The sequence below is a fragment of the Epilithonimonas zeae genome, from assembly GCF_900141765.1.
Classification (GTDB): Bacteria; Bacteroidota; Bacteroidia; order Flavobacteriales; family Weeksellaceae; genus Epilithonimonas; species Epilithonimonas zeae.
Map to the genome: position 1 here is coordinate 238,044 of NZ_FSRK01000003.1, position 19,602 is coordinate 257,645.

A 19,602-nucleotide genomic window follows, 5' to 3' on the forward strand; every position below is an offset into this window, starting at 1 on the left:
TTGATTGTTTAATTATTGTTTCCAGTTTTTCACCGTGTGATTCACACTTGTATTTTTATCCAGTGACAAAGAAACGTCTTTCCCTTCTTCGATTCCGTCGATTTTTCCTTCTGTTTCCCAGCTTCCTTTGGTTAATTTGAATTTCAAATCAGGATAAGTTTTGAATGTAATTTGTCTGGTTGTTTCACCTGTTTTATTAAGTTTAATGACGTTAGGATTCCAATTCCCGATGCTTGACTGATTACCTGTAATATAAACATCACCACTGTTTTCGGGAACATTTACCGTTAAATTCACTTCGTATTTTACATTAGATAAACCCAATTTTGTTCTCACTTTTTCGACACTGGTTTTGTCTAAAACAGTTAACAACTCAGGCACAAAATCCTTGAAAGTTTTATATTTTGCTCTGTTGTTTTCATATTCTTTCATTTTCTTTTCAAAGTCCGGAATCAAAACAAAATAATTTTCCTTGATATGTTGCTGCCTTAATTTCTCTGCCAATTCAGGATTTCCATTCGCCAAAGCAATTCTGATTTCGCCTGATCTAACGATATGTTCGCCGACACAAGACGGCCAATAAGAATAACCTTGTCCATCCATTTTATCGATAAAAGCCTCGGACATCAGATTATTGCTCTTGTTAATACTGTCTTCATATTGCCCCAAATATTGATTGACAAACGAATGACCAAACTCGTGTGTTATTAAAAAGTTGGTCGTTTCCGGATGATTGAATCCAAATTCTGTGTAATCTTTGATATTATTTTTCTTTTTTAATGGAACATAAGCACTGCTGATCATATTCGCAATTTGTCCTTTATCCGACTTAAACATTGGTCCGTTGCCGTGCCAGAAAACCTCGCTGTAAGGCAAAACATCAAATGGATTCACGTAAAATCTGTAAGCCAGAAATTTCTGTCCATAATATTTTTCCATCTCCGCCATATAGCCAGTAGGAATGTTTTTTTTGACTTCGTTTTTCGCACCTTCTATAAAATAACTTTGGGATTTGAAGAATGCACCTAGCTTTCTCTCGACGTAAAATTCTCTCAATTGTTCTGCGAATTTTTTCACAGCTTCTTTCTTTGCATTATCATTTTCCTCAATCTGGTAAGCATAACCTTTTGCCGGAAAAATATTGTGCTTCAGTAAAACCTGATAAGTCAAATCTTGCTGCTGGCCGGCAACCTGCAGATAATCCTGCATCGCTTTGATGATTTTCGAATTATCATATTTTTCCATTTCCCTGTTCGCCAAATCTGCTAACGGAAGATAACTGATATCCGTTTTTCCGTCGATATAGAAAAGCCTTCCCTGATGTTTCGCTACCAGATATTCGACGATCGAATAAGTCGCGATATTGGGACTGAATTCCACATCCACTTTTGATTGAGATTTCAGATTTGCCGCCAATAAAAACATCATCAAAGTCAAAATGCTTTTATTAATCATCTTTAAGGTCTTCATTTAATCTGAGTTTTCTAGGTTTATCGTTTATTATTTTAAATTGAATCGATTGTTCCTCCGGAACTTCTGCTCGCAGAAAATTTAATTCCTGACAATGTTTTATATCTGATTTTAGCTAAAGAACTTGCAGAAGCGGTTAATTCTTTTGAAACACTCAAAGTTATCGACGATGTTGCACTTGCAGTTGCTTTTGCAGTTTGAATATTCATATTTTTGGCATCCACAGAACTTGCACTATCCACATTGATTTTTGCATTATCAGCGGAACCGCTGATTTTTACCGAACTTGCAGAATTAGCATCAACGTTCAGATTTTTTGTATTGATTTTTCCCGAAAATCCACCTGCACTACCAGTATTGATATTAACAACCGAAGCTTTTGAATCGGCGTAGATTTTACCACTTCCATTGCTTTCAAAAGTTTGTTCAGCAGTTTCAAAAACACTTTTTACTTTTATAGAAGAGGCATTTCCGGCTTCTGCTTTTACAAGGTCTTTTGCGTAAACAACCACTTTTGTATCGGCATTCTGAAGCGAAACATTAGGTTTGTATTGGATATAAAGCGTTTTATTTTTCACTTCGATTTTAAGCTCTGACAAATGCGTGCTTGTCGCAACCGCTTTTTCTTCGTCTGACTTTACAATTTCCACTTCAATCGCCTGGGAAGTTTTCACAGCATTGAATGAACCCAAATTAAAAGTCTTTGTTTCTGATTTCTGAATCCCATTCGAAAAATCATTTCCTTTCAATGTTGCCGAGGACACAAAAAGTCCGACAATCATTGTTATTAAGAGTAATAATAGTTTTTGCATTATATTTAATTTTTTGAGTTTATTTTTGAATGTCTAAGATTTCATATTTTTTCAATTCAGAATAATCTGAAGTAATCACAGATTCACCTTGCTTCAATCCGGAAACCACTTCATAATAAAGAGGATTTTCTCTTCCCAGACTGATGTTTCGCTTTTCAGCTTTGTTATTTTTCACTACGAAAATCCATTTTCCGTTCGTGTCTTTGTAGAAATTCCCTTTCGGAATCATCATACTTTGCGTATCGGCAGACAATTTCAGTTTCACGCCGAAAGTCATTCCGATTTTCAGGGTTGAAATTTTTGCATCAATGAAATTCAATTCCACAGAAAACTGTCCGTCTTTCACTTCCGGAAGAATTTTGCTGATGATGACTTCGTATTCTTTTCCATTATTGTCAAGACTTCCTTTGATTCCGACAGTCAATTTATTGATATAATATTCGTCAACTTTCGCAATAAGTTTGTAACCACCCATCAAATCGACTTTCCCAATGCTTTCGCCCGTTGTCAGATTTTGTCCTAATGAAATATTGAATGATGACAATCTTCCAGAGACAGGCGACATTATCAGGAAATTATTTTTGTTGGAACGAAGGATATTCAAGCTTTTCTCCATTTGATTAATGGAATTATTGATGGCTGAAAACTGAGAATTTCTGGAAACCTTTTCATTTTTAGCGCCATTTTCAACAATTTGCTTTCTCTGTTTTTGATAATTCAAATTCTGAAGACTGATGTCATAATCGGTTTTCTTTCCGATTTCCGCATCGTACAATCTTTTCTGAAGATTGAAAGATTGTAACGCCGTATTATAATCATTCTGAGACTGCAACAATTCCTTATCCTGACTGAATTCCTGATTTTTTAATTCTAAAAGTGAACTTCTCATCTGGCTGATCTGCTGCATAATTCCCGTTTCCTGATTCAGATAATTAAATTCTGTATTGGGATTGTAAACTCTTGCAATAGGTTGTCCTTTTGTCAGCATTTGTCCGTCCTCCGCAAAAATTTCTTTTACCGCGCCACCTTCCAAAACATTCACAAGAGAAGAATTAAGAGATTGCGTCTGTGCAGTTACCATCAACATATCTTCGAATTTTCCATTCGTCACTTCATCAATCGTGATATCTTCCGATTTTACATTATATGTTTTTTTCTGATTGAGAAAATACCATCCAAAAACCGAAACTGCCACTGCAGACGCGATGATGATCAAAACAAATTTTAGTTTAGATTTCTTTTTTACTATTTTCGTATCCATATTTAGATAACTGTTTTACTTACAGATAATTACACAAGGCAAGTGCCACAATTTTATAATCTTGTAACTCTTTGTAAATGTGATTAAATATAATTTTATTAATTTTAAAACTGTTCATTATCGGACACTTTTTGTACGAAAACGGACAGATAAATATAAATGATGAATTATAATTGATAAATGATTTTATTTTAGGTTGAAACAAATAAAATTAATGCTTAAAAAAATTAGCAACAATATTAATATCAATAGAAATGGGCTAAAGCCCATTTAAAAAGTGGACAAAACAAAAAGGCTTTAGCCAAAATTTAAATTTTAATGCGAAAAAAAGAAGCTCATATTTTAATTGTGGATGATGACGAGGATATCCTGTTCTCGGCAAGAGTCTGGCTCAAGAAGTTTTTTACGGAAGTCAGCTGTCTTAGTCAGCCTAAAAATATTCTTAAATTTTTATCGGAACAACAAGTTGACACGGTTCTTCTCGATATGAATTTTCGAAAAGGCTTTGAAAATGGACAAGACGGTTTGTATTGGATGAATGAAATCAAAACACTGGAACCTCAACTTCCGATTATTCTGATGACCGCTTACGGCGAAGTTGAATTAGCTGTTGAAGCGTTGAAAAATGGCGCTTCCGATTTTATCCTTAAACCTTGGAATAATGAAAAGTTATATGCTTCCGTGAATCTCGCGGTCGATATTTCCCGAAAAAATAAAAAGCTGAATCAATGGGAAAATGTCAGCATCAAAACCAATCAATATCAGTTGGAAACCAAATCTCCAGCGATGCAGGAAGTGATGGACCAAATTGAAAGAGTTGCTCCGACTGACGCCAATGTTTTGCTTTTGGGTGAAAATGGAACCGGAAAATATGTTTTGGCGGAACATATTCACGAGTTATCAGAACGGAAAAACCAGCCTTTTGTTCATATTGATTTGGGAAGCCTTTCGGAAAATCTTTTTGAATCTGAATTATTCGGCTATAAAAAAGGAGCGTTTACCGATGCACATCAGGACTATGCCGGAAAAATTGAGAATGCCGAAAATGGAACGGTTTTCCTCGACGAAATCGGGAACCTTCCACTTCTTCTTCAAACTAAATTATTGAGTTTAATTCAAAATAGAAAACTATCCAGAATTGGAGAAAGTAAAGAAAGATTGTTGGACGTAAGGTTTATTTTTGCAACCAACGAGAATCTTAAAAAAGCTGTTGCTGAAAATCGTTTCCGAAAAGATCTATATTATAGAATCAACACGGTTGAATTAAATATTCCAAGTTTGAGAGAACGGATTGAAGATATTTCAAATTTAGCTGATTATTTTTTAGAAAAATATAAACAGAAATATCACAAACCTGATTTGTTTTTAAATGAAGTTTTAATTTCAGAATTAACACATTATTCCTGGCCAGGAAACATTCGCGAACTCGACCATTGTATTGAAAGAAGCATCATTCTTTCCAACGAAAAAAATCTTAAATTGCTGATGCCTCAAGATGAAGAATCCGAAAACATCATCGTAAACCTCAACATCGAAGAAATGGAAGAAATTCTGATTAAAAAAGCCTTGAAAAAACACCGCGGAAATATTTCTTTGGCTGCGGAAGATTTGGGATTGTCTAGAGCGGCATTATATCGAAGAATGGAGAAATTCGAACTGTAGTTTGGTTGTTGGTTGATGGATTTTTATATATTTAATTAATGAATTCGAGTCGTTATGTTTGGTTGATTTTTATTCTGCTGGCGATTGTCAACGGAATTTTTGCATTTGATTTTTATTCTCAAAACAAATGGATCAACTGTATCTTATTTTCATTGGTGAGTTTGGTCTGTATCGTTCTTGCACAGACCTCAGCTTTGTCGTACATTCAGCAAACAGAAAAATTGCTTTTGGCGATTCAGAAAAAAGATTTCTCATTGTTTCCAAAAACGGAAGAAAATAGTTTGTTAGACAATGCTGTAAAACTATATTATCAAAGCAAAGAGGAACATCTTTCGCTTTCTTCTTACAAACTATTGTATGAAGAAATCCTCAATCAATTAGAAATCGGATTGATGATTTTGTCAAAGAAAAATGAAGATTGGGAAGTGTTTTATGTGAATCCTGTTTTTCTTGAAATTTTAGAAATTCCGAAGTATAATTCCTGGAATCTTTATGAAAATAAAACGACAGAATTTTATAAAATCATTGAACAAACGAATTATGAAAATTCTCAGGAATTCTTTGATATTTCGATTAATGAAAATACAAAACAATCGTTTTCATTAAGGACAAAAAAAGTTCAGAATGTAAAAAATCAGTTTTGCATCATCAGCTTAGAATCGGTCCAGAAAATTATCGAACAAAAAGAAAAACTGGCTTGGAACAATCTGATGAAAGTGATTTCACACGAACTTTTGAATACATTAACACCTGTCAATAGCTTAATTCAGAACCTGGAATATATCGCAAATCAAGATGTTATCGAAAAAGAAGATCAACAGGATATGAAGGAAAGTCTGATGATCATCAATTCAAAATCAAAACAATTACTGAATTTTGTAGATGATTATAGACAAGTCGCAGAACTTCCGAAGCCTGTTTTCAAAACAATTTCTTTAACCAATATTGTAGAATCCGCACTTAATTTCCTGAAACCTGAATTTGAGAAAAAACATATTACAATTATCAATTCATTGGAAAACCATATGATTTCAGCTGATGAAAAAATGATTGAAAGATGTTTGATCAATCTTTATCTCAACGCAATTTACGCCGTTTCTGATAATGTTGGAAGAACAATAAAAACCGAGATCAAAACTCAAAACAAACGAATTATTTTAAGTGTAGAAGACAATGGAATTGGAATCTCAAAGGAAATTCAGGACAAGATTTTTCTTCCATTTTTTACAACGAGAAGCAACGGTTCCGGAATTGGATTGACACTCAGCAAAAGTATTATCGAAGCCCATAAAGGTTATCTGAATTATAAACCTTTGGAGCAGGGAAGTAGGTTTGAGATTTGGTTTGTGGAATAAAAGAAAAAAGACTTTAGATTCGAAAAAAATTATCGCAAAGGCACAAAAATTTATTAAATACTAAGTTTAAAAGACGCAAAGATTTTATCTTCAATAAAATTCATATTGGAAACTTTGCGACTTTTAACATATTTATTAAATTCAAAGTATTTTGCGCCTTTGCGATAAAATTCAAAATATAAATTATGAAAATCAAGAATAACGCTGGGGAAACGGTAGAGTTTGAAATCTCGAAATTGGAAAGCTCACTCCGGAATTCGGGAGCAGGCGAACAATCTGTGAAAAGAGTTCTGGAAACAGTCTTACCAAAATGTTTTGAAGGCATCACAACCGGCGAACTGTACAGAATGGCATTTGAAGAATTAAAGAAAATCTCGAATTCTGTCGCGGCAAGATACAGTTTGAAAAAAGCTTTGTTGGAATTGGGTCCTGCGGGATTTTATTTTGAGCAATGGATTTCTCGAGTATTTCAAAATATTGGCTACAAGACCGAAACAGGGCAATTGATAAAAGGACATTCTGTGACGCACGAAGCGGACGTTATTGCCAAGAAAGATAACAAAACTTATTGGGTAGAATGTAAATTCCGAAATGCGGAAGACACGAAAATCTCTGTCACGACGCCGATGTACGTTTTGTCAAGAATCAAGGACATTTCTAATATCCAGTACAATCTTTTCGGAACCAAAACTGAATTTACAGACGGTTGGCTGATCACGAATACTTATTTCACTAAGGATTCTGTGGCTTTCTCAGAATATTATGGTTTGAGATTGCTGTCTTGGGATTATCCAAAAGATAAAAACATCAAAAGTTTGGTTGACCAAAATGCATTGTACCCTATTACTTGTCTTACGACTTTGGACGGAAAACAAAAACAGAAATTGCTGGAGAACAAATGTGTTTTGGTAAAGGAATTATTCAACAATCAGAATTTGTTGAATGTTTTAGAACTCAATCAAGAAAAAAAATCAGAAGTTCTGAAAGAAACTAAAGAATTGATGAACACAAAAATATCAGAATAAAAAAACCGCAGAAATTCTGCGGTTAAATTCTATAATCTATCAGTCTATAATCTTCTAGTCTGAAAACTATTTCCCTTTTTGCGGTGGATAATTGGCCATTATCTCAGCCACAACCTGCGGAATTTGTTTTTGTTTTGACCTTGGAGAATCTACAGAAATTCCGCTTCCCGCACCCTGCCAAACCAATTTTTGAGTTTTAGCATCAATAATGTCAATCACAATCGTTCCGCTGTTATAGTTGTTGGTCCAGGTATTTCCCATACCGAAACCGCCGCCCCAGCCCCAAGGTCTTCCCCAACCCCAGCCTCCGCCGTAGGAAGTGGTAATGTCCTGAACTTTTTTGTGAGATGCTTTTACATTGATAATCAAATCTGGATTTTGTCCGGAAGTTAAAGCTTTAGCTTGCAATTGTTTTGATAACTCGTTCAAAACTCTGTCTTTGTCAAGGTCATTCAGTTTCAAATCATCTGTTCTAAGCAAGTAAGTTTTGTAATTCGCAAAATTTGCAGTGGCAGAATAATCAGATTTTACTTGGAAAGGACTACAAGAAGTCACTCCCAAAGAAACCGCAGCTAGTAATATGAAGAAATATTTTTTCATAATTATATTATTTAGATTTTTTAATAAAAGTATCCGTCTTTTTATCATAACCGTACGGGCAGTGTCTACATCCGCTTTTACAGCAATAACCACGTTTCAAATGGAACTTTTCTGTAAAAACTTTATAACCTTGTTCGTTATAATAAAAGTCTTCATTTTCTTTGATGTCATTTAGTTTCATAAGTTAAAAAACTGTACCAAAATTTTTATCTTTGATTGATGATAATTATTGTTTGTCAAAGATTACTCAAAAATACTAAAATTTCGGGGATTACATTGTTCCCGTTTATATTGCTGAGAAAAAAAGAATACAGGCAAAACAAAGTCTTAATCAATCATGAAAAAATTCATATCCGACAACAAACGGAATTGTTAATTATTCCGTTTTACATTTGGTATCTTTCAGAATATTATCTCAAATATCTGAAGTACAAAAATCCTCATCTTGCCTACCGTAATATCAGTTTCGAAAGAGAAGCCTATGATAACGATCAAAACCTTGATTATCTGCAGAAAAGAAAATTTTGGAGTTTTATTAATTATCTCTAAAACTATAATCTAAGCTTCTGTCTTGATGCGAATTAATGTAAATCCCCTACTCCAATATTACATTTTCATCAAAAAAATTTCTCAATCTGTAAAATAATCTAAATTTGCAGAATTATTTTTACAATAAGACTTTATTATGTCGCAAGATAGCAGCGGTCATTTTGACCTCAAAAAACTGTCCGCAGTGGGCGTTTTGGTTTCATTAGGAATTGTTTTCGGAGACATCGGAACCTCGCCGTTGTACGTGATGAAAGCCATTATCAATGCAGGAAAAGCCGGCGGAATCATTTCTGAGGAATATATAGAAGGTGCATTGTCTTGTATCATCTGGACTCTGACTTTACAAACGACCATAAAATACGTTATCATTGCTCTAAAAGCTGATAATAAAGGCGAAGGAGGGATTCTTTCTCTTTACTCTCTCGTCAAACGGTTCAAGAAAAAATGGCTTTATGCTGTTGCGATAATTGGTGCAGCAACTTTGGTTGCAGATAGTATCATCACGCCTTCTATGACTGTAATTTCGGCAATCGAAGGTTTGGAATTGGTGATGCACAAACCGCCTGTGGTTCCAATTACTTTGGTTATTTTAATCATCATTTTCTTTGTTCAGCAATTTGGAACCAGTTTTATTGGAAAGTTTTTCGGACCAATTATGGTACTTTGGTTTCTGGTTCTTGGTGGTTTTGGTTTTGTTCAATTGATAGAACATCCAACTGTTTTAAACGCATTCAATCCTTATTATGCTGTAAAATTAATTTATAATTCTCCAAGTGCGATTGTAATTCTCGGTGCAGTTTTCCTTTGTACAACGGGAGCAGAAGCATTATACTCTGACCTTGGACATTGTGGAATTAAAAACATCCGAGTGAGTTGGATTTTTGTAAAAGCAATGTTGATTCTTAATTACTTAGGTCAAGGTGCTTGGCTTCTTAACAATTATAATGAAGTGTTCCAAGGGAAAAATCCTTTCTTCGGAATTATGCCGGAATTGTTCATTATTCCTGCGGTAGTATTAGCGACAATGGCTGCAATCATTGCAAGTCAGGCTGTTATTACCGGTGCTTTCACAATGTTTTCAGAAGCAATGTCGCTCAACTTTTGGCCGAATCAGGAAATCGAGTATCCTTCGGGAATCAAAGGTCAAATGTATATTCCAAAAATCAATTGGGGATTGTTAATACTTTGCTTCATCGTCGTGATGTACTTCAAAGAATCGAGTAAAATGGAGGCGGCATACGGACTTTCGATTACTGTCACGATGCTGATGACAACGATACTTTTGATTTTCTGGTTCCTAAAAACCCGAACGAAAAAGATTTTTATTGCATTTTTTGCATTAATTTATTTAGTCATCGAAGGTGGATTTTTCAGCGCCAACATTATCAAATTCTTTGATGGTGGTTGGATGTCTGTTCTTCTGGCTGGTTTCATCGGCATCTGTATGTACGCTTGGTACAACGGAAGAATCATTAAAACAACTTTTATCAAATTTGTGAAACTGGACAAATATGTTTCCACCATCAAGGATATGAAACTGGATGAAACAATTCCGAAATACGCTACAAACCTTGCATTCATCAGCCGAGCAAAAAGAGAAGATGAAGTGGAATCAAAAATCATTTATTCCATAATTAGAGCACAACCTAAAAGAGCGGATCATTATTTTATTTTGAATATTGTGAATCAGGAAGACCCATACAGTTTCAAATACAATGTGGAAGAGGTTTTGCCGGGCACAATTTATAAAATCAGTTTCTTATTGGGTTTCAAAAGAGACAGAAGAATCAACGATTATTTCCAGCAGATTTTAGCAGAAATGATGGAAGAAGGAACGATTCCTTCACGAAGTTCACATCCCTCTTTGAGAGCACATAACATTCCGCCTGATTTGAAGTTTGTGATTATCGATAATGTTTATATCAATGATTTCCTTCTTACAATTAGAGATAAAATCATTCTTAATATTTATAATTTTGTGAAGAAACTTGGCAGTAACGACTTCACAGCTTATGGCGTTGCAAGTCATAATGTTGTGGTAGAATCGGCGCCGCTTCTTGACCAGAAAATCAAAATCGAGAGAATAGAAAAAGTCGAACACAAGCATTTCGAATAATCCCGAAAAAATTCTTTATTTTTGTACTATGGATACGAAACAAAAAGAGTTGAATATCGCAACTATAAAAGACGTCCTTAGACAATATCTTATGGATAAAGGCTTCCGCAATACGCCTGAGAGATATACTATTCTTGAGGAGATTTACAATATGGAGCACCACTTCAACGTGGATGACCTTTATCTGCTGATGATGCAGAAAAAATACCACGTAAGCAAGGCAACGATTTATAATACTATCGAGATTTTCTTGGATGCAGGCTTGATTAGAAAACACCAATTCGGAGAAAAAACATTGAGCACATCTTCTTATGAGAAGTCTTATTTTGATAAGCAGCACGACCATTTGGTCATTTATAAAGAAGATTCTGATAAAGAAATTGCAGAGATTATAGAGTTCTGCGACCCAAGAATCCAAGGCATCAAAGACTCAATAGAAAAAGCATTTGGCGTAAGTATTGATACGCACTCTTTGTACTTCTACGGACACAAGAAGTCTGAAAATTAATGAAGAAATCCTTTTTTGTCGTTCTATTTTTTATCATTATCAAGATATTTGGACAGATTGCACCTGCTCAAAATACAGGCTTGGTAAAAGATGATTTTTTTAAAAAACCTACTTCTCAGACAGAGCCTTCCAAGAAAGTCATCAACAAACATTCGGATACTTTCGGAGTGAGCAAGGATAAATATGATGGTAACAAAGTCTTCTCCGGAAGCGTAGTATTTGAACATCAAGGTTCTGTACTTTCTGCAGATGAAGTTATTTGGTATGAAAAAGAAAATTTTCTGAAAGCCATCGGAAACGTGGTTCTTACAACTGCCGATGGAAACCGAATTACCGCTGCAGAAATGGAATACGACGGTAATACCCAACGTGGAATTGCCCGCAAAAATGTAGTTCTCACAGACCCTAAACAAACCATCAAAACAGAAACGCTTTATTACGATAAAATCCCAAACACGGCCTATTTCAATACGGGCGGAACAATTTATAGTAATGATGGAAGTGTGATGTATACCAAATCGGCGACCTATTATCTCAATTCAAAAATGATAGATTTCATTGGTCGTTCTAATATCGAAACTGATAAATACACTATCGTAAGCGATAATATTAAAACCAATCAAAATACAGGCGTTTCCGATTTTACCGGACCAACAACCATTAGAAGTAAGGAAAATTACGCCAACTATGTCTATACAGAACTTGGAACTCATAATTCTAAAACAGGCGAATCTTTCCTCAACAAAAATTCCAGAATCCATAACAATGGAAAAATTCTTACTGGAGACAAATTATACTTTAACAGAAATACGGGCTTCGGCAAAGGAACAGGCAATGTAACGTTGGACGACCCTCAGCAAAAACGTTTTATCAAAGGTGGCTATGGAGAAATCTATGAAAAGAAAGACTCTGCAATGGTTACGGACAAACCTTATGCTGTAAAGATTCTTAGTAAAGATTCGGCCTATTTTTCTGCAGAGAAATTCATTACATTTCAAAGACCGGATTCGGCCAACGCACTGAAGAAAAAAAGCTATTTGCGAGCTTATAGAAAAGTAAGAATTTTCAAAACCAATATGCAAGGTCGAGGAGATTCATTAAGCTTTAATGAAACCGATGGCGAAATGCACCTGATGAGAAAACCAATTCTTTGGATGGGCGTAAAACAAGTTACCGGAGACGAAATCCGTGTTTACAGCAATCCCGAAAAAGAAATTACAGATTCCATCAGAGTTTTAGGCAATGCCTTCGCTATAAGCAAAGCAGATTCTTTGAATTTGAAAGATGAATTCAATCAAATCAAAAGCAAGAATATGATTGTCTACCTCAACAACAACGCGATAGACAGTGCAAAAGCGGTAGGCAATGCGCAAGCTATTACTTATGCGGATGACGAGGATAAAAAAACAAAACAAATAAAAAGAATTGGTGTAATGTTGTCCACTTGTGGCGAGATTACAGCAGAGTTTTTGGAGCGCCGACTGGAAATTGTTTCCTGCAATATTGGTGCAAATAACGACACTTATCCGATGAGCCAAATCTCAAAAGAAGAACGTTTTTTCAAAGATTTCAATTGGAATACCAAAGACCGTCCACAAAAATGGAGCGACATTTTCCTTGAAACACCAAATTATCCCGAGATAGTCTACGAGTCCGACAACACTCTCTTCAACCTAGCTGAAGCCGAACGGAAAAAACAGGAAGAAAAGAATAAACCAAAGACGCCAATACGGGTTAAGAAGTAAAAATCAGTTAATGATTGGAGTAGAAATTTGGGCGCCTTAATCCGCCTTCCACTCCCGCTATTTTTGCCTTCGCTTTTCCAGCTACAAAAAATGAGCTCCGTTCAAGTCGGGGCGCGCTTCGCCAAGTCAGAAATTTGGTCTTTTCATAGAATCGAAACCCAAAATTCCCGAACTTTGCAACAATTTAAAAGTTCAAAATCCCCAAAATACGATTGGAGAATCTAATTTCTAAAATCTAATTTCTAACATCTATCTCATCAATGAAACAAGATTTCTTTAAATACCAAGCCCAGACAACACCTTACGCCGCAGGTTTCGAAGTGGAAAAAGCAGAGGGAAGTTACATCTACGGAAAAAACGGAATCGCCTATCTGGATTTTGTAGCCGGCGTTTCTGCCAACACACTGGGACATTCTCATCCGAAGGTGGTGAACGCTATCAAAGAACAGGCGGATAAATATCTGCACGTAATGGTTTACGGCGAATATGCGCAGGAGAAACCGGTGGAACTTTGCAGACTTTTGGCAGAAGCAACACCTGAACCTTTGGAAGTGACTTATCTTGTAAATTCTGGAGCAGAGGCGATTGACGGCAGTTTGAAATTGGCTAAACGTTATACTGGAAGAGAAGAAATCATCGCCTTCAAAGATGCTTATCACGGAAATACACACGGGGCACTTTCTGTTGCAGGAAATGAGGTTCACAAAAGAGAATTCCGTCCGTTGTTGCCAATGGTCAATTTCATCGAATTCAATAATGAAAATGACTTTGATAAAATCACCGATAAAACAGCTTGTGTAATTGTAGAAACGATTCAAGGAGCCGCAGGATTCATAACTCCGAAAGATAATTATTTCATCAATCTGAAAAAACGTTGTGAAGAAGTTGGTGCCTTGTTGATTCTGGACGAGATTCAGCCGGGGTTTGGAAGAACCGGAAAGTTGTTTGCCTTTGAACATTTTGGGATTGTTCCTGACATTCTTGTTATGGGAAAAGGAATGGGCGGTGGCGTTCCGGTTGGTGCTTTTATGAGTTCTAGAGAAATTATGACAAGCCTTTCACATTCGCCAAAATTGGGTCATATTACAACCTTTGGAGGAAATCCTTTGATTGCAGCCGCTTCGCACGCTACTTTGAAAGAAGTTTTGGAAAGTGGATTGATGAACGAAACAGATAAAAAAGAAAAACTCTTCCGAGAGTTATTAGTTCATCCGAAAATCAAAAATGTGAACGGAAAAGGTTTGATGCTGGCGGTGAATCTCGGTTCTCCAGAATATACATTAAGAGTTGCTTCCAAATGCATGGAAAAAGGATTGATAGTTTTTTGGCAACTTTACAGAAACGAATATATGAGAATCTCTCCTCCACTGACTATATCGGAAGATGAAATCAGAAAAGGCTGTGAAATTATTCTGGAAGCTTTGAATCAAGTGGAGTAAATTTTTCTCTCAACATTCTACTTTAATATCCCGTTTGTCATTCCGTAGGAATCTCGACAGTGAAGTTTAGATTGACTTCGTCGAACCACTTCGTTAGGTTTCCTACGGAATGACAAAATTGTTTTTTAGGATAACTGTTGTTTCTACGCTGAATATGCAGCCCGACTTGAGCGGAAATCCTTTTTACGCAACGTAGTGGAGTGAAAAGATTGGGAGTGGAAGGCGGATTAAGCTGCCCAAATTTTCAAGGTAAATGGAGTCAAAAAATTGTAAAAATTAGTGTTCATCAACTGTATCCAATCAGCTAATAAAAATCATACATTATTTCTATAAAAAATTTGTATTTCCATAGACATTTTGATTTGGAAATAAGAAATTAATTTATATATTGCGCCACAATTAGAATTAGAATATGGCGAAAACGAAAGTGCAGTATGAATACAATATGCATTGTCTCTCGGAGATATTGTATGAGTATTTGGCAAGTGCAGAAGGATTATCAGAATGGTTTGCAGACGACGTTGTAGAGCGTGGTGACGATTTCTTTTTCAGCTGGGGCGGTGGTCCTGCTGAGAGAGCGACACTTATCCGTTATAAGCCAGAAAGTTTTGTGAGATTCCGTTGGGAAGAGGACGAGGGAACTAAATATTTCTTCGAGCTTTCTATTGTTATCGACGAAATTACTGATGACCTTTCTCTTAATATTACTGACTTCTGCGAGGATGGTGATGAAGAAGAAAACAAACTCTATTGGGAAAACCTGATAGAAAATCTACAGATAAAATTAGGCGCCGCTTAAAATAAATGGATGAACGATTTTTTATCGTTCATTATTTTTTTGTACACAACAATGCAGAAGATAGTTTATACACAAGACAATTTACAATTGCTGAACCGTTCTTTTCTTTTTGGAGATTCGGTTTGGGTTTCATTTTTCATCCGAAACGGAAATCTCATAATGGCAGAAGAATCTTATTTTTTCCTGATGGCATCAATGAGAAAAATGAGATTGAATATCCCGTTGACTTATACTTTGGAATTTTTTCAGGAACTTTTCCAGAGAGAAGTTTTGGACAAAGGCATCCGGAACGGGATTGTCCAACTGATGGCTTACAGAATCCAAGACGAAAAACCATTATCAAAATCTGAAACGGCTTTCTTTTTTGAGATTGAAGAGTCTGAAGATATTCTGGACATTAAAGGCAATATCGAATTGGATTTGATTAAGGAAATCAATGTGAACGCTAATCTTTTGAGTAATATTCGAGTTCATTCTCCGGAAAATATTTATGCTCAGATTTACGCTAAGGAAAATGATTTGGACGATGTAATTCTCCTTAATCCAAATAAAAAAATCGCAAGAAGTATCTTTGGAAATCTTTTATTTTTGCAGGATAATGTGATTAAAATCCCTAAACAGACGGAAGGCGCTTATATTTCTCCTTTGATGGAAAACTTCGTCACTTTCATCCATAAAAATAAACTGGCTGAGATAGAAGAAGCGGAAATCATTGCTTTCGAATCTCAAAAGGCGGAAGAGATTTTAAGAATTTCTGACGAAAAAGGCGTGCATTCTGTTTCCAAAATCAGGAATAAAACCTTTGAAAACACTAGGTTTTCTGAGATGGTTCAGAAATGGGCCGAGAATTTTATTTAGTTAATTTTAATGAAAAGTTAGATTTAATTAAAATAAGTTCTATACATTTGCTTCATCAAAATATCAAAATGACTACACAATTTATGCATCATCATCACCATTTCCTCGCGCAGACGGGAAGGTAGTGATATGTCATAACTTCTAAAAATATAAACCGTCTGAGTAATCAGTCGGTTTTTTTTATTCCAAAAATTCTCCTGTCGTTTACTCGGACTTATGTCAAAATCTAAAATGAGTAAACTGAAATTAGCCTTACAAAAAAGCGGACGACTGAGCGAAAAGTCTCTCAAACTCCTCGAAGAATGCGGAATCAAAATTTCCAACGGCACACGAAAACTGAAAGCCGTTTCTTCCAATTTTCCTTTGGAAATCCTTTTCCTTCGCGATGATGATATTCCGCAATACGTGGAACAAGGCGTTGCTGACATTGGAATTCTTGGTCTGAATGAAGTTCTGGAACAGAAAAAACAAATCGAAACCATTCAGAAATTAGGATTTGCACAATGCAGATTGTCTTTGGCGATTCCGAAAGAAGAAAGTTATAACGGAATTCAATATTTCGAAGGCAAAAAGATTGCGACGTCTTATCCTGAGATTCTTTCGAATTATTTTCAAGAAAAAAATATCAACGCACAAATTGAAAAGATTGGTGGAAGCGTAGAAATTGCGCCTGGAATTGGGCTTTCCGATGCGATTTTCGACATCATCAGCACTGGTTCTACTCTACTCACCAACGGTTTGAAAGAAGTAGAAACAGTTGTAGAAAGTGAAGCAATTTTGGTTTCCAACAATGATTTGTCTGACGAGAAGAAAGGCATTCTCAAAAAACTATTGTTCCGAATCAACGCTGTAAAAGAAGCTTCTGAAAGCAAATATATTCTTCTGAATGCACCAAATGAAAATTTAGAAAAAATCATCAACATTTTACCAGGAATGAAATCACCGACTATTCTTCCACTGGCAGAAAGTGGCTGGTCATCCATCCACTCCGTGATTAAAGAAGACCAATTTTGGGAAGTCATAGAGAAATTAAAAAATGAAGGCGCTCAGGGAATTTTAGTATTAGAAATCGAAAAAATGATATTATGATGAAGCAGTACAAATGTCCAAATATCAAAGACTGGAAATCACTTTGCGAAAGGCCTTTGCAAAATCAGGAAAATCTTTCTGAGCAAGTGAAATCTATTTTTGATGAAGTTAAAATTAATGGCAATAAAGCGTTGAAAATCTTCACAGAAAAATTTGACGACGTTATTTTAAATGACTTCAAAGTTTCACAATCAGAAACCGATGAAGCGAAAAATTTAGTTTCCGGTGAATTAAAATCAGTGATAAAAACTGCTTCCGAAAATATCCGAAAATTCCATACTTCTCAACAAGAAGAAAAAAAAATCATTGAAACAACGGAAGGTGTTTTTTGTTGGCGAGAAAATCGGGCGATTGAAAACATCGGAATTTACATTCCTGGAGGAACTGCGCCTTTGTTTTCAACAGTTTTGATGTTGGGAATTCCCGCAAACATCGCAGGTTGTAAAAATATTGCGCTTTGTTCGCCTCCAGATAAAGATGGAAAAATCAATCCAGCGATTTTGTTCACCGCTGACTTGGTTGGAATTAAAAACATTTTCAAAGTCGGTGGAAGCCAAGCGATTGCAGGTCTGACATTTGGAACAGAAACCATTCCGAAAGTTGATAAGATTTTCGGACCAGGAAATCAATACGTGACTTTTGCGAAACAATTGGCTCTTAATTATAATATTGCCATAGACATTCCAGCTGGTCCAAGTGAAGTTTTAGTCATTGCAGATGAAAGTTCAATTCCTGAGTTTGTAGCGTCGGATTTACTTTCTCAAGCCGAACACGGAATAGATTCCCAAGTTATTTTATTGAGTAATTCTGAAAGAGTAATTAATGAAATTAATATTGAAATCGAAAGACAACTAAAAGAATTACCGCGTAACGAAATTGCTAAAATCGCATTGCAAAACAGCAAATCAATTTTGCTCAATTCTATTGATGAAGCCATTGATTTTTCTAATTTTTATGCGCCTGAACATTTGATTTTGTCAATCGAAAATGCTGAAAATTTTACTGATAAAATTATAAACGCAGGTTCAGTTTTTCTAGGAAATTACAGTCCGGAAAGTGCAGGCGATTACGCTTCCGGAACCAATCACACTTTGCCAACAAACGGTTTTGCGAAAAATTATAGTGGCGTTTCTCTGGATAGTTTTGTGAAGAAAATCACATTCCAAAATATCACGAAGAACGGAATTAAAAACATCGGAAAAACCATCGAACTAATGGCGGAAGCAGAAGAATTAATGGCTCACAAAAATGCAGTTTCTGTCAGATTAAAATATTTAGAAAATGAAAATTGATATTCAAAAATTGGTCAGAAAAAACATTCTGAATCTCAAACCATATTCTTCCGCAAGAGATGAATTTGAAGGTGAGAACGGCATTTTTCTGGATGCCAACGAAAATCCTTTCGGAGTATTGAACCGTTATCCCGACCCATATCAAAAGAGAATTAAGCAAAAATTGAGTGTAATTAATCAGATTTCTGCTGACAATATTTTCTTAGGAAACGGAAGCGATGAAGTGATTGACTTAGCTTTCAGAATATTTTGTGAGCCTGGAGAAGATAAGGTTTTGACGTTTTCGCCAACTTATGGAATGTATGAAGTTTCGGCCAATATTAATGACGTAGAATTAATCAATCTTGATTTGAATAACAATTTTCAAATCAATTTGGAAACTTTTAAACCTTATCTAAATGACGAAAATCTAAAAATTATCTTCATCTGTTCGCCAAATAATCCGACAGGAAATTCCATTCAAAATATAGAATACATTCTAGAAAATTTTAACGGAATTATCTTTATCGATGAAGCTTACATTGATTTCAGTCCGGAAGAAAGTTTCAAAAATAAAATTAAAAAATATCCGAATCTGATTGTCAGTCAAACCTTCAGCAAAGCTTGGGGAATGGCTTCTGTGCGGGTTGGAATTGCTTACGCATCGGAAGAAATTATCAAATTTTACAATAAGACAAAACCACCTTATAACATCAGCCAACTCAATCAAAATGAAGTTCTAAATGCTTTGAATGACGAAAATATCAGACTCGTTCAAGATGATATCAAACTGATTTTAAATGAGAAAAAGCTTCTGATTCAAAGTTTAAAAGAATTGAAATTGGTTAAGAAAATATTTCCTTCAGACGCCAATTTCATTTTAATAGAAGTTGAAAATGCAGATTTGATTTATCAAAAATTAGTCGAAGAGAATGTGATTGTCAGAAACCGAAATTCAGTTATCAAAAACTGCCTAAGAGTTACAGTTGGTTCTCCTGAAGAAAATTTGAAATTAATAGAAACCTTAAAATCAATTATTTAAA

At 35.3% G+C, this 19,602-nt stretch carries 18 protein-coding genes; 13 read left to right on the forward strand and 5 right to left on the reverse strand.

Translation table 11 applies throughout. From position 1 onward, the window contains the following. Positions 1-12: 12 nt before the first annotated feature. The 3 genes from BUR19_RS17325 to BUR19_RS17335 are packed head-to-tail and all read right to left on the reverse strand — an operon-like array spanning position 13 to position 3,543. Positions 13-1,470 (reverse strand): DUF4932 domain-containing protein, encoded by a 1,458-nt coding sequence (locus BUR19_RS17325; RefSeq protein WP_074236773.1) that lies wholly within the window; start codon positions 1,468-1,470, stop codon positions 13-15. Between the two features lie 35 nt (positions 1,471-1,505). After that, on the reverse strand, positions 1,506-2,282 hold the full coding sequence (locus BUR19_RS17330) for a GIN domain-containing protein (RefSeq protein WP_074236774.1): 777 nt from the start codon (positions 2,280-2,282) through the stop codon (positions 1,506-1,508). A gap of 19 nt (positions 2,283-2,301) precedes the next feature. Continuing rightward, entirely contained in the window at positions 2,302-3,543 is a 1,242-nt protein-coding gene (locus tag BUR19_RS17335) for an efflux RND transporter periplasmic adaptor subunit (RefSeq protein WP_074236776.1), read from the reverse strand. A 318-nt stretch (positions 3,544-3,861) separates the two neighbouring features. On the opposite strand from BUR19_RS17335, the gene BUR19_RS17340 reads away from it, so the two are divergent. The 3 genes from BUR19_RS17340 to BUR19_RS17350 all read left to right on the forward strand — a co-directional run bounded on the left by BUR19_RS17340 (position 3,862) and on the right by BUR19_RS17350 (position 7,585). Continuing rightward, on the forward strand, positions 3,862-5,205 hold the full coding sequence (locus BUR19_RS17340) for a sigma-54-dependent transcriptional regulator (RefSeq protein WP_074236778.1): 1,344 nt from the start codon (positions 3,862-3,864) through the stop codon (positions 5,203-5,205). A gap of 38 nt (positions 5,206-5,243) precedes the next feature. Next, positions 5,244-6,560 (forward strand): sensor histidine kinase, encoded by a 1,317-nt coding sequence (locus BUR19_RS17345; RefSeq protein WP_074236779.1) that lies wholly within the window; start codon positions 5,244-5,246, stop codon positions 6,558-6,560. Positions 6,561-6,745: 185 nt separating this feature from the next. Then, positions 6,746-7,585 (forward strand): restriction endonuclease, encoded by an 840-nt coding sequence (locus BUR19_RS17350; protein ID WP_074236780.1) that lies wholly within the window; start codon positions 6,746-6,748, stop codon positions 7,583-7,585. 66 nt (positions 7,586-7,651) lie between these two features. Here the strand turns inward: BUR19_RS17350 and BUR19_RS17355 are convergent, their stop codons facing one another. Together BUR19_RS17355 and BUR19_RS19010 are read right to left on the reverse strand one after the other, a co-directional pair. Continuing rightward, entirely contained in the window at positions 7,652-8,185 is a 534-nt protein-coding gene (locus tag BUR19_RS17355; protein ID WP_074236782.1) for a DUF4136 domain-containing protein, read from the reverse strand. 7 nt (positions 8,186-8,192) lie between these two features. After that, positions 8,193-8,366 carry a DUF5522 domain-containing protein gene (locus BUR19_RS19010; protein WP_165569350.1) on the reverse strand — a complete coding sequence of 58 codons (174 nt, stop codon included), beginning with the start codon at positions 8,364-8,366 and terminating at the stop codon, positions 8,193-8,195. 41 nt (positions 8,367-8,407) lie between these two features. Between BUR19_RS19010 and BUR19_RS17360 the strand changes: the two genes are divergently transcribed. The 10 genes from BUR19_RS17360 to hisC all read left to right on the forward strand — a co-directional run bounded on the left by BUR19_RS17360 (position 8,408) and on the right by hisC (position 19,601). After that, positions 8,408-8,734, forward strand: coding sequence for a hypothetical protein (locus BUR19_RS17360; RefSeq protein WP_074237033.1), 327 nt, complete (start codon positions 8,408-8,410; stop codon positions 8,732-8,734). Positions 8,735-8,870: 136 nt separating this feature from the next. Further along, the gene (locus BUR19_RS17365; RefSeq protein ID WP_074236783.1) at positions 8,871-10,850 is read left to right on the forward strand and encodes a KUP/HAK/KT family potassium transporter; all 1,980 of its coding nucleotides are present in this window, start codon (positions 8,871-8,873) and stop codon (positions 10,848-10,850) included. 28 nt (positions 10,851-10,878) lie between these two features. Further along, positions 10,879-11,358, forward strand: a complete 480-nt coding sequence (locus BUR19_RS17370; protein ID WP_034976696.1) for a Fur family transcriptional regulator — start codon at positions 10,879-10,881, stop codon at positions 11,356-11,358. Beyond that, positions 11,358-13,103, forward strand: a complete 1,746-nt coding sequence (locus tag BUR19_RS17375) for an OstA-like protein (RefSeq protein ID WP_074236785.1) — start codon at positions 11,358-11,360, stop codon at positions 13,101-13,103. The genes BUR19_RS17370 and BUR19_RS17375 overlap by 1 nt, the downstream gene beginning before the upstream one ends. A gap of 260 nt (positions 13,104-13,363) precedes the next feature. After that, complete coding sequence (locus BUR19_RS17380) at positions 13,364-14,542, forward strand: aspartate aminotransferase family protein (protein ID WP_074236787.1); 1,179 nt, start codon at positions 13,364-13,366, stop codon at positions 14,540-14,542. 412 nt (positions 14,543-14,954) lie between these two features. Next, entirely contained in the window at positions 14,955-15,341 is a 387-nt protein-coding gene (locus BUR19_RS17385) for an START-like domain-containing protein (protein ID WP_074236789.1), read from the forward strand. A 51-nt stretch (positions 15,342-15,392) separates the two neighbouring features. After that, a complete protein-coding gene (locus BUR19_RS17390; protein WP_074236790.1) occupies positions 15,393-16,199 on the forward strand; it encodes an aminotransferase class IV in 807 nt (268 codons plus the stop codon). Positions 16,200-16,430: 231 nt separating this feature from the next. Then, the gene (gene hisG / locus BUR19_RS17395) at positions 16,431-17,288 is read left to right on the forward strand and encodes an ATP phosphoribosyltransferase (RefSeq protein WP_083600827.1); all 858 of its coding nucleotides are present in this window, start codon (positions 16,431-16,433) and stop codon (positions 17,286-17,288) included. Continuing rightward, positions 17,288-18,580, forward strand: coding sequence for a histidinol dehydrogenase (hisD, locus tag BUR19_RS17400; protein WP_074237034.1), 1,293 nt, complete (start codon positions 17,288-17,290; stop codon positions 18,578-18,580). The genes hisG and hisD overlap by 1 nt, the downstream gene beginning before the upstream one ends. Then, a complete protein-coding gene (gene hisC, locus BUR19_RS17405) occupies positions 18,570-19,601 on the forward strand; it encodes a histidinol-phosphate transaminase (RefSeq protein WP_074236793.1) in 1,032 nt (343 codons plus the stop codon). Before hisD ends, hisC begins: the two co-directional genes overlap by 11 nt. Position 19,602: the final 1 nt, after the last annotated feature.

Excerpts from the sequence above, each read along its gene's own strand:
- BUR19_RS17325 (WP_074236773.1), bottom strand. The coding sequence starts at position 1,470 with ATGAAGACCTTAAAGATGATTAATAAAAGCATTTTGACTTTGATGATG.
- BUR19_RS17330 (WP_074236774.1), bottom strand. The coding sequence starts at position 2,282 with ATGCAAAAACTATTATTACTCTTAATAACAATGATTGTCGGACTTTTT.
- BUR19_RS17335 (WP_074236776.1), bottom strand. The coding sequence starts at position 3,543 with ATGGATACGAAAATAGTAAAAAAGAAATCTAAACTAAAATTTGTTTTG.
- BUR19_RS17340 (WP_074236778.1), top strand. The coding sequence starts at position 3,862 with ATGCGAAAAAAAGAAGCTCATATTTTAATTGTGGATGATGACGAGGAT.
- BUR19_RS17345 (WP_074236779.1), top strand. The coding sequence starts at position 5,244 with ATGAATTCGAGTCGTTATGTTTGGTTGATTTTTATTCTGCTGGCGATT.
- BUR19_RS17350 (WP_074236780.1), top strand. The coding sequence starts at position 6,746 with ATGAAAATCAAGAATAACGCTGGGGAAACGGTAGAGTTTGAAATCTCG.
- BUR19_RS17355 (WP_074236782.1), bottom strand. The coding sequence starts at position 8,185 with ATGAAAAAATATTTCTTCATATTACTAGCTGCGGTTTCTTTGGGAGTG.
- BUR19_RS19010 (WP_165569350.1), bottom strand. The coding sequence starts at position 8,366 with ATGAAACTAAATGACATCAAAGAAAATGAAGACTTTTATTATAACGAA.
- BUR19_RS17365 (WP_074236783.1), top strand. The coding sequence starts at position 8,871 with ATGTCGCAAGATAGCAGCGGTCATTTTGACCTCAAAAAACTGTCCGCA.
- BUR19_RS17370 (WP_034976696.1), top strand. The coding sequence starts at position 10,879 with ATGGATACGAAACAAAAAGAGTTGAATATCGCAACTATAAAAGACGTC.
- BUR19_RS17375 (WP_074236785.1), top strand. The coding sequence starts at position 11,358 with ATGAAGAAATCCTTTTTTGTCGTTCTATTTTTTATCATTATCAAGATA.
- BUR19_RS17380 (WP_074236787.1), top strand. The coding sequence starts at position 13,364 with ATGAAACAAGATTTCTTTAAATACCAAGCCCAGACAACACCTTACGCC.
- BUR19_RS17385 (WP_074236789.1), top strand. The coding sequence starts at position 14,955 with ATGGCGAAAACGAAAGTGCAGTATGAATACAATATGCATTGTCTCTCG.
- BUR19_RS17390 (WP_074236790.1), top strand. The coding sequence starts at position 15,393 with ATGCAGAAGATAGTTTATACACAAGACAATTTACAATTGCTGAACCGT.
- hisG (WP_083600827.1), top strand. The coding sequence starts at position 16,431 with ATGAGTAAACTGAAATTAGCCTTACAAAAAAGCGGACGACTGAGCGAA.
- hisD (WP_074237034.1), top strand. The coding sequence starts at position 17,288 with ATGAAGCAGTACAAATGTCCAAATATCAAAGACTGGAAATCACTTTGC.
- hisC (WP_074236793.1), top strand. The coding sequence starts at position 18,570 with ATGAAAATTGATATTCAAAAATTGGTCAGAAAAAACATTCTGAATCTC.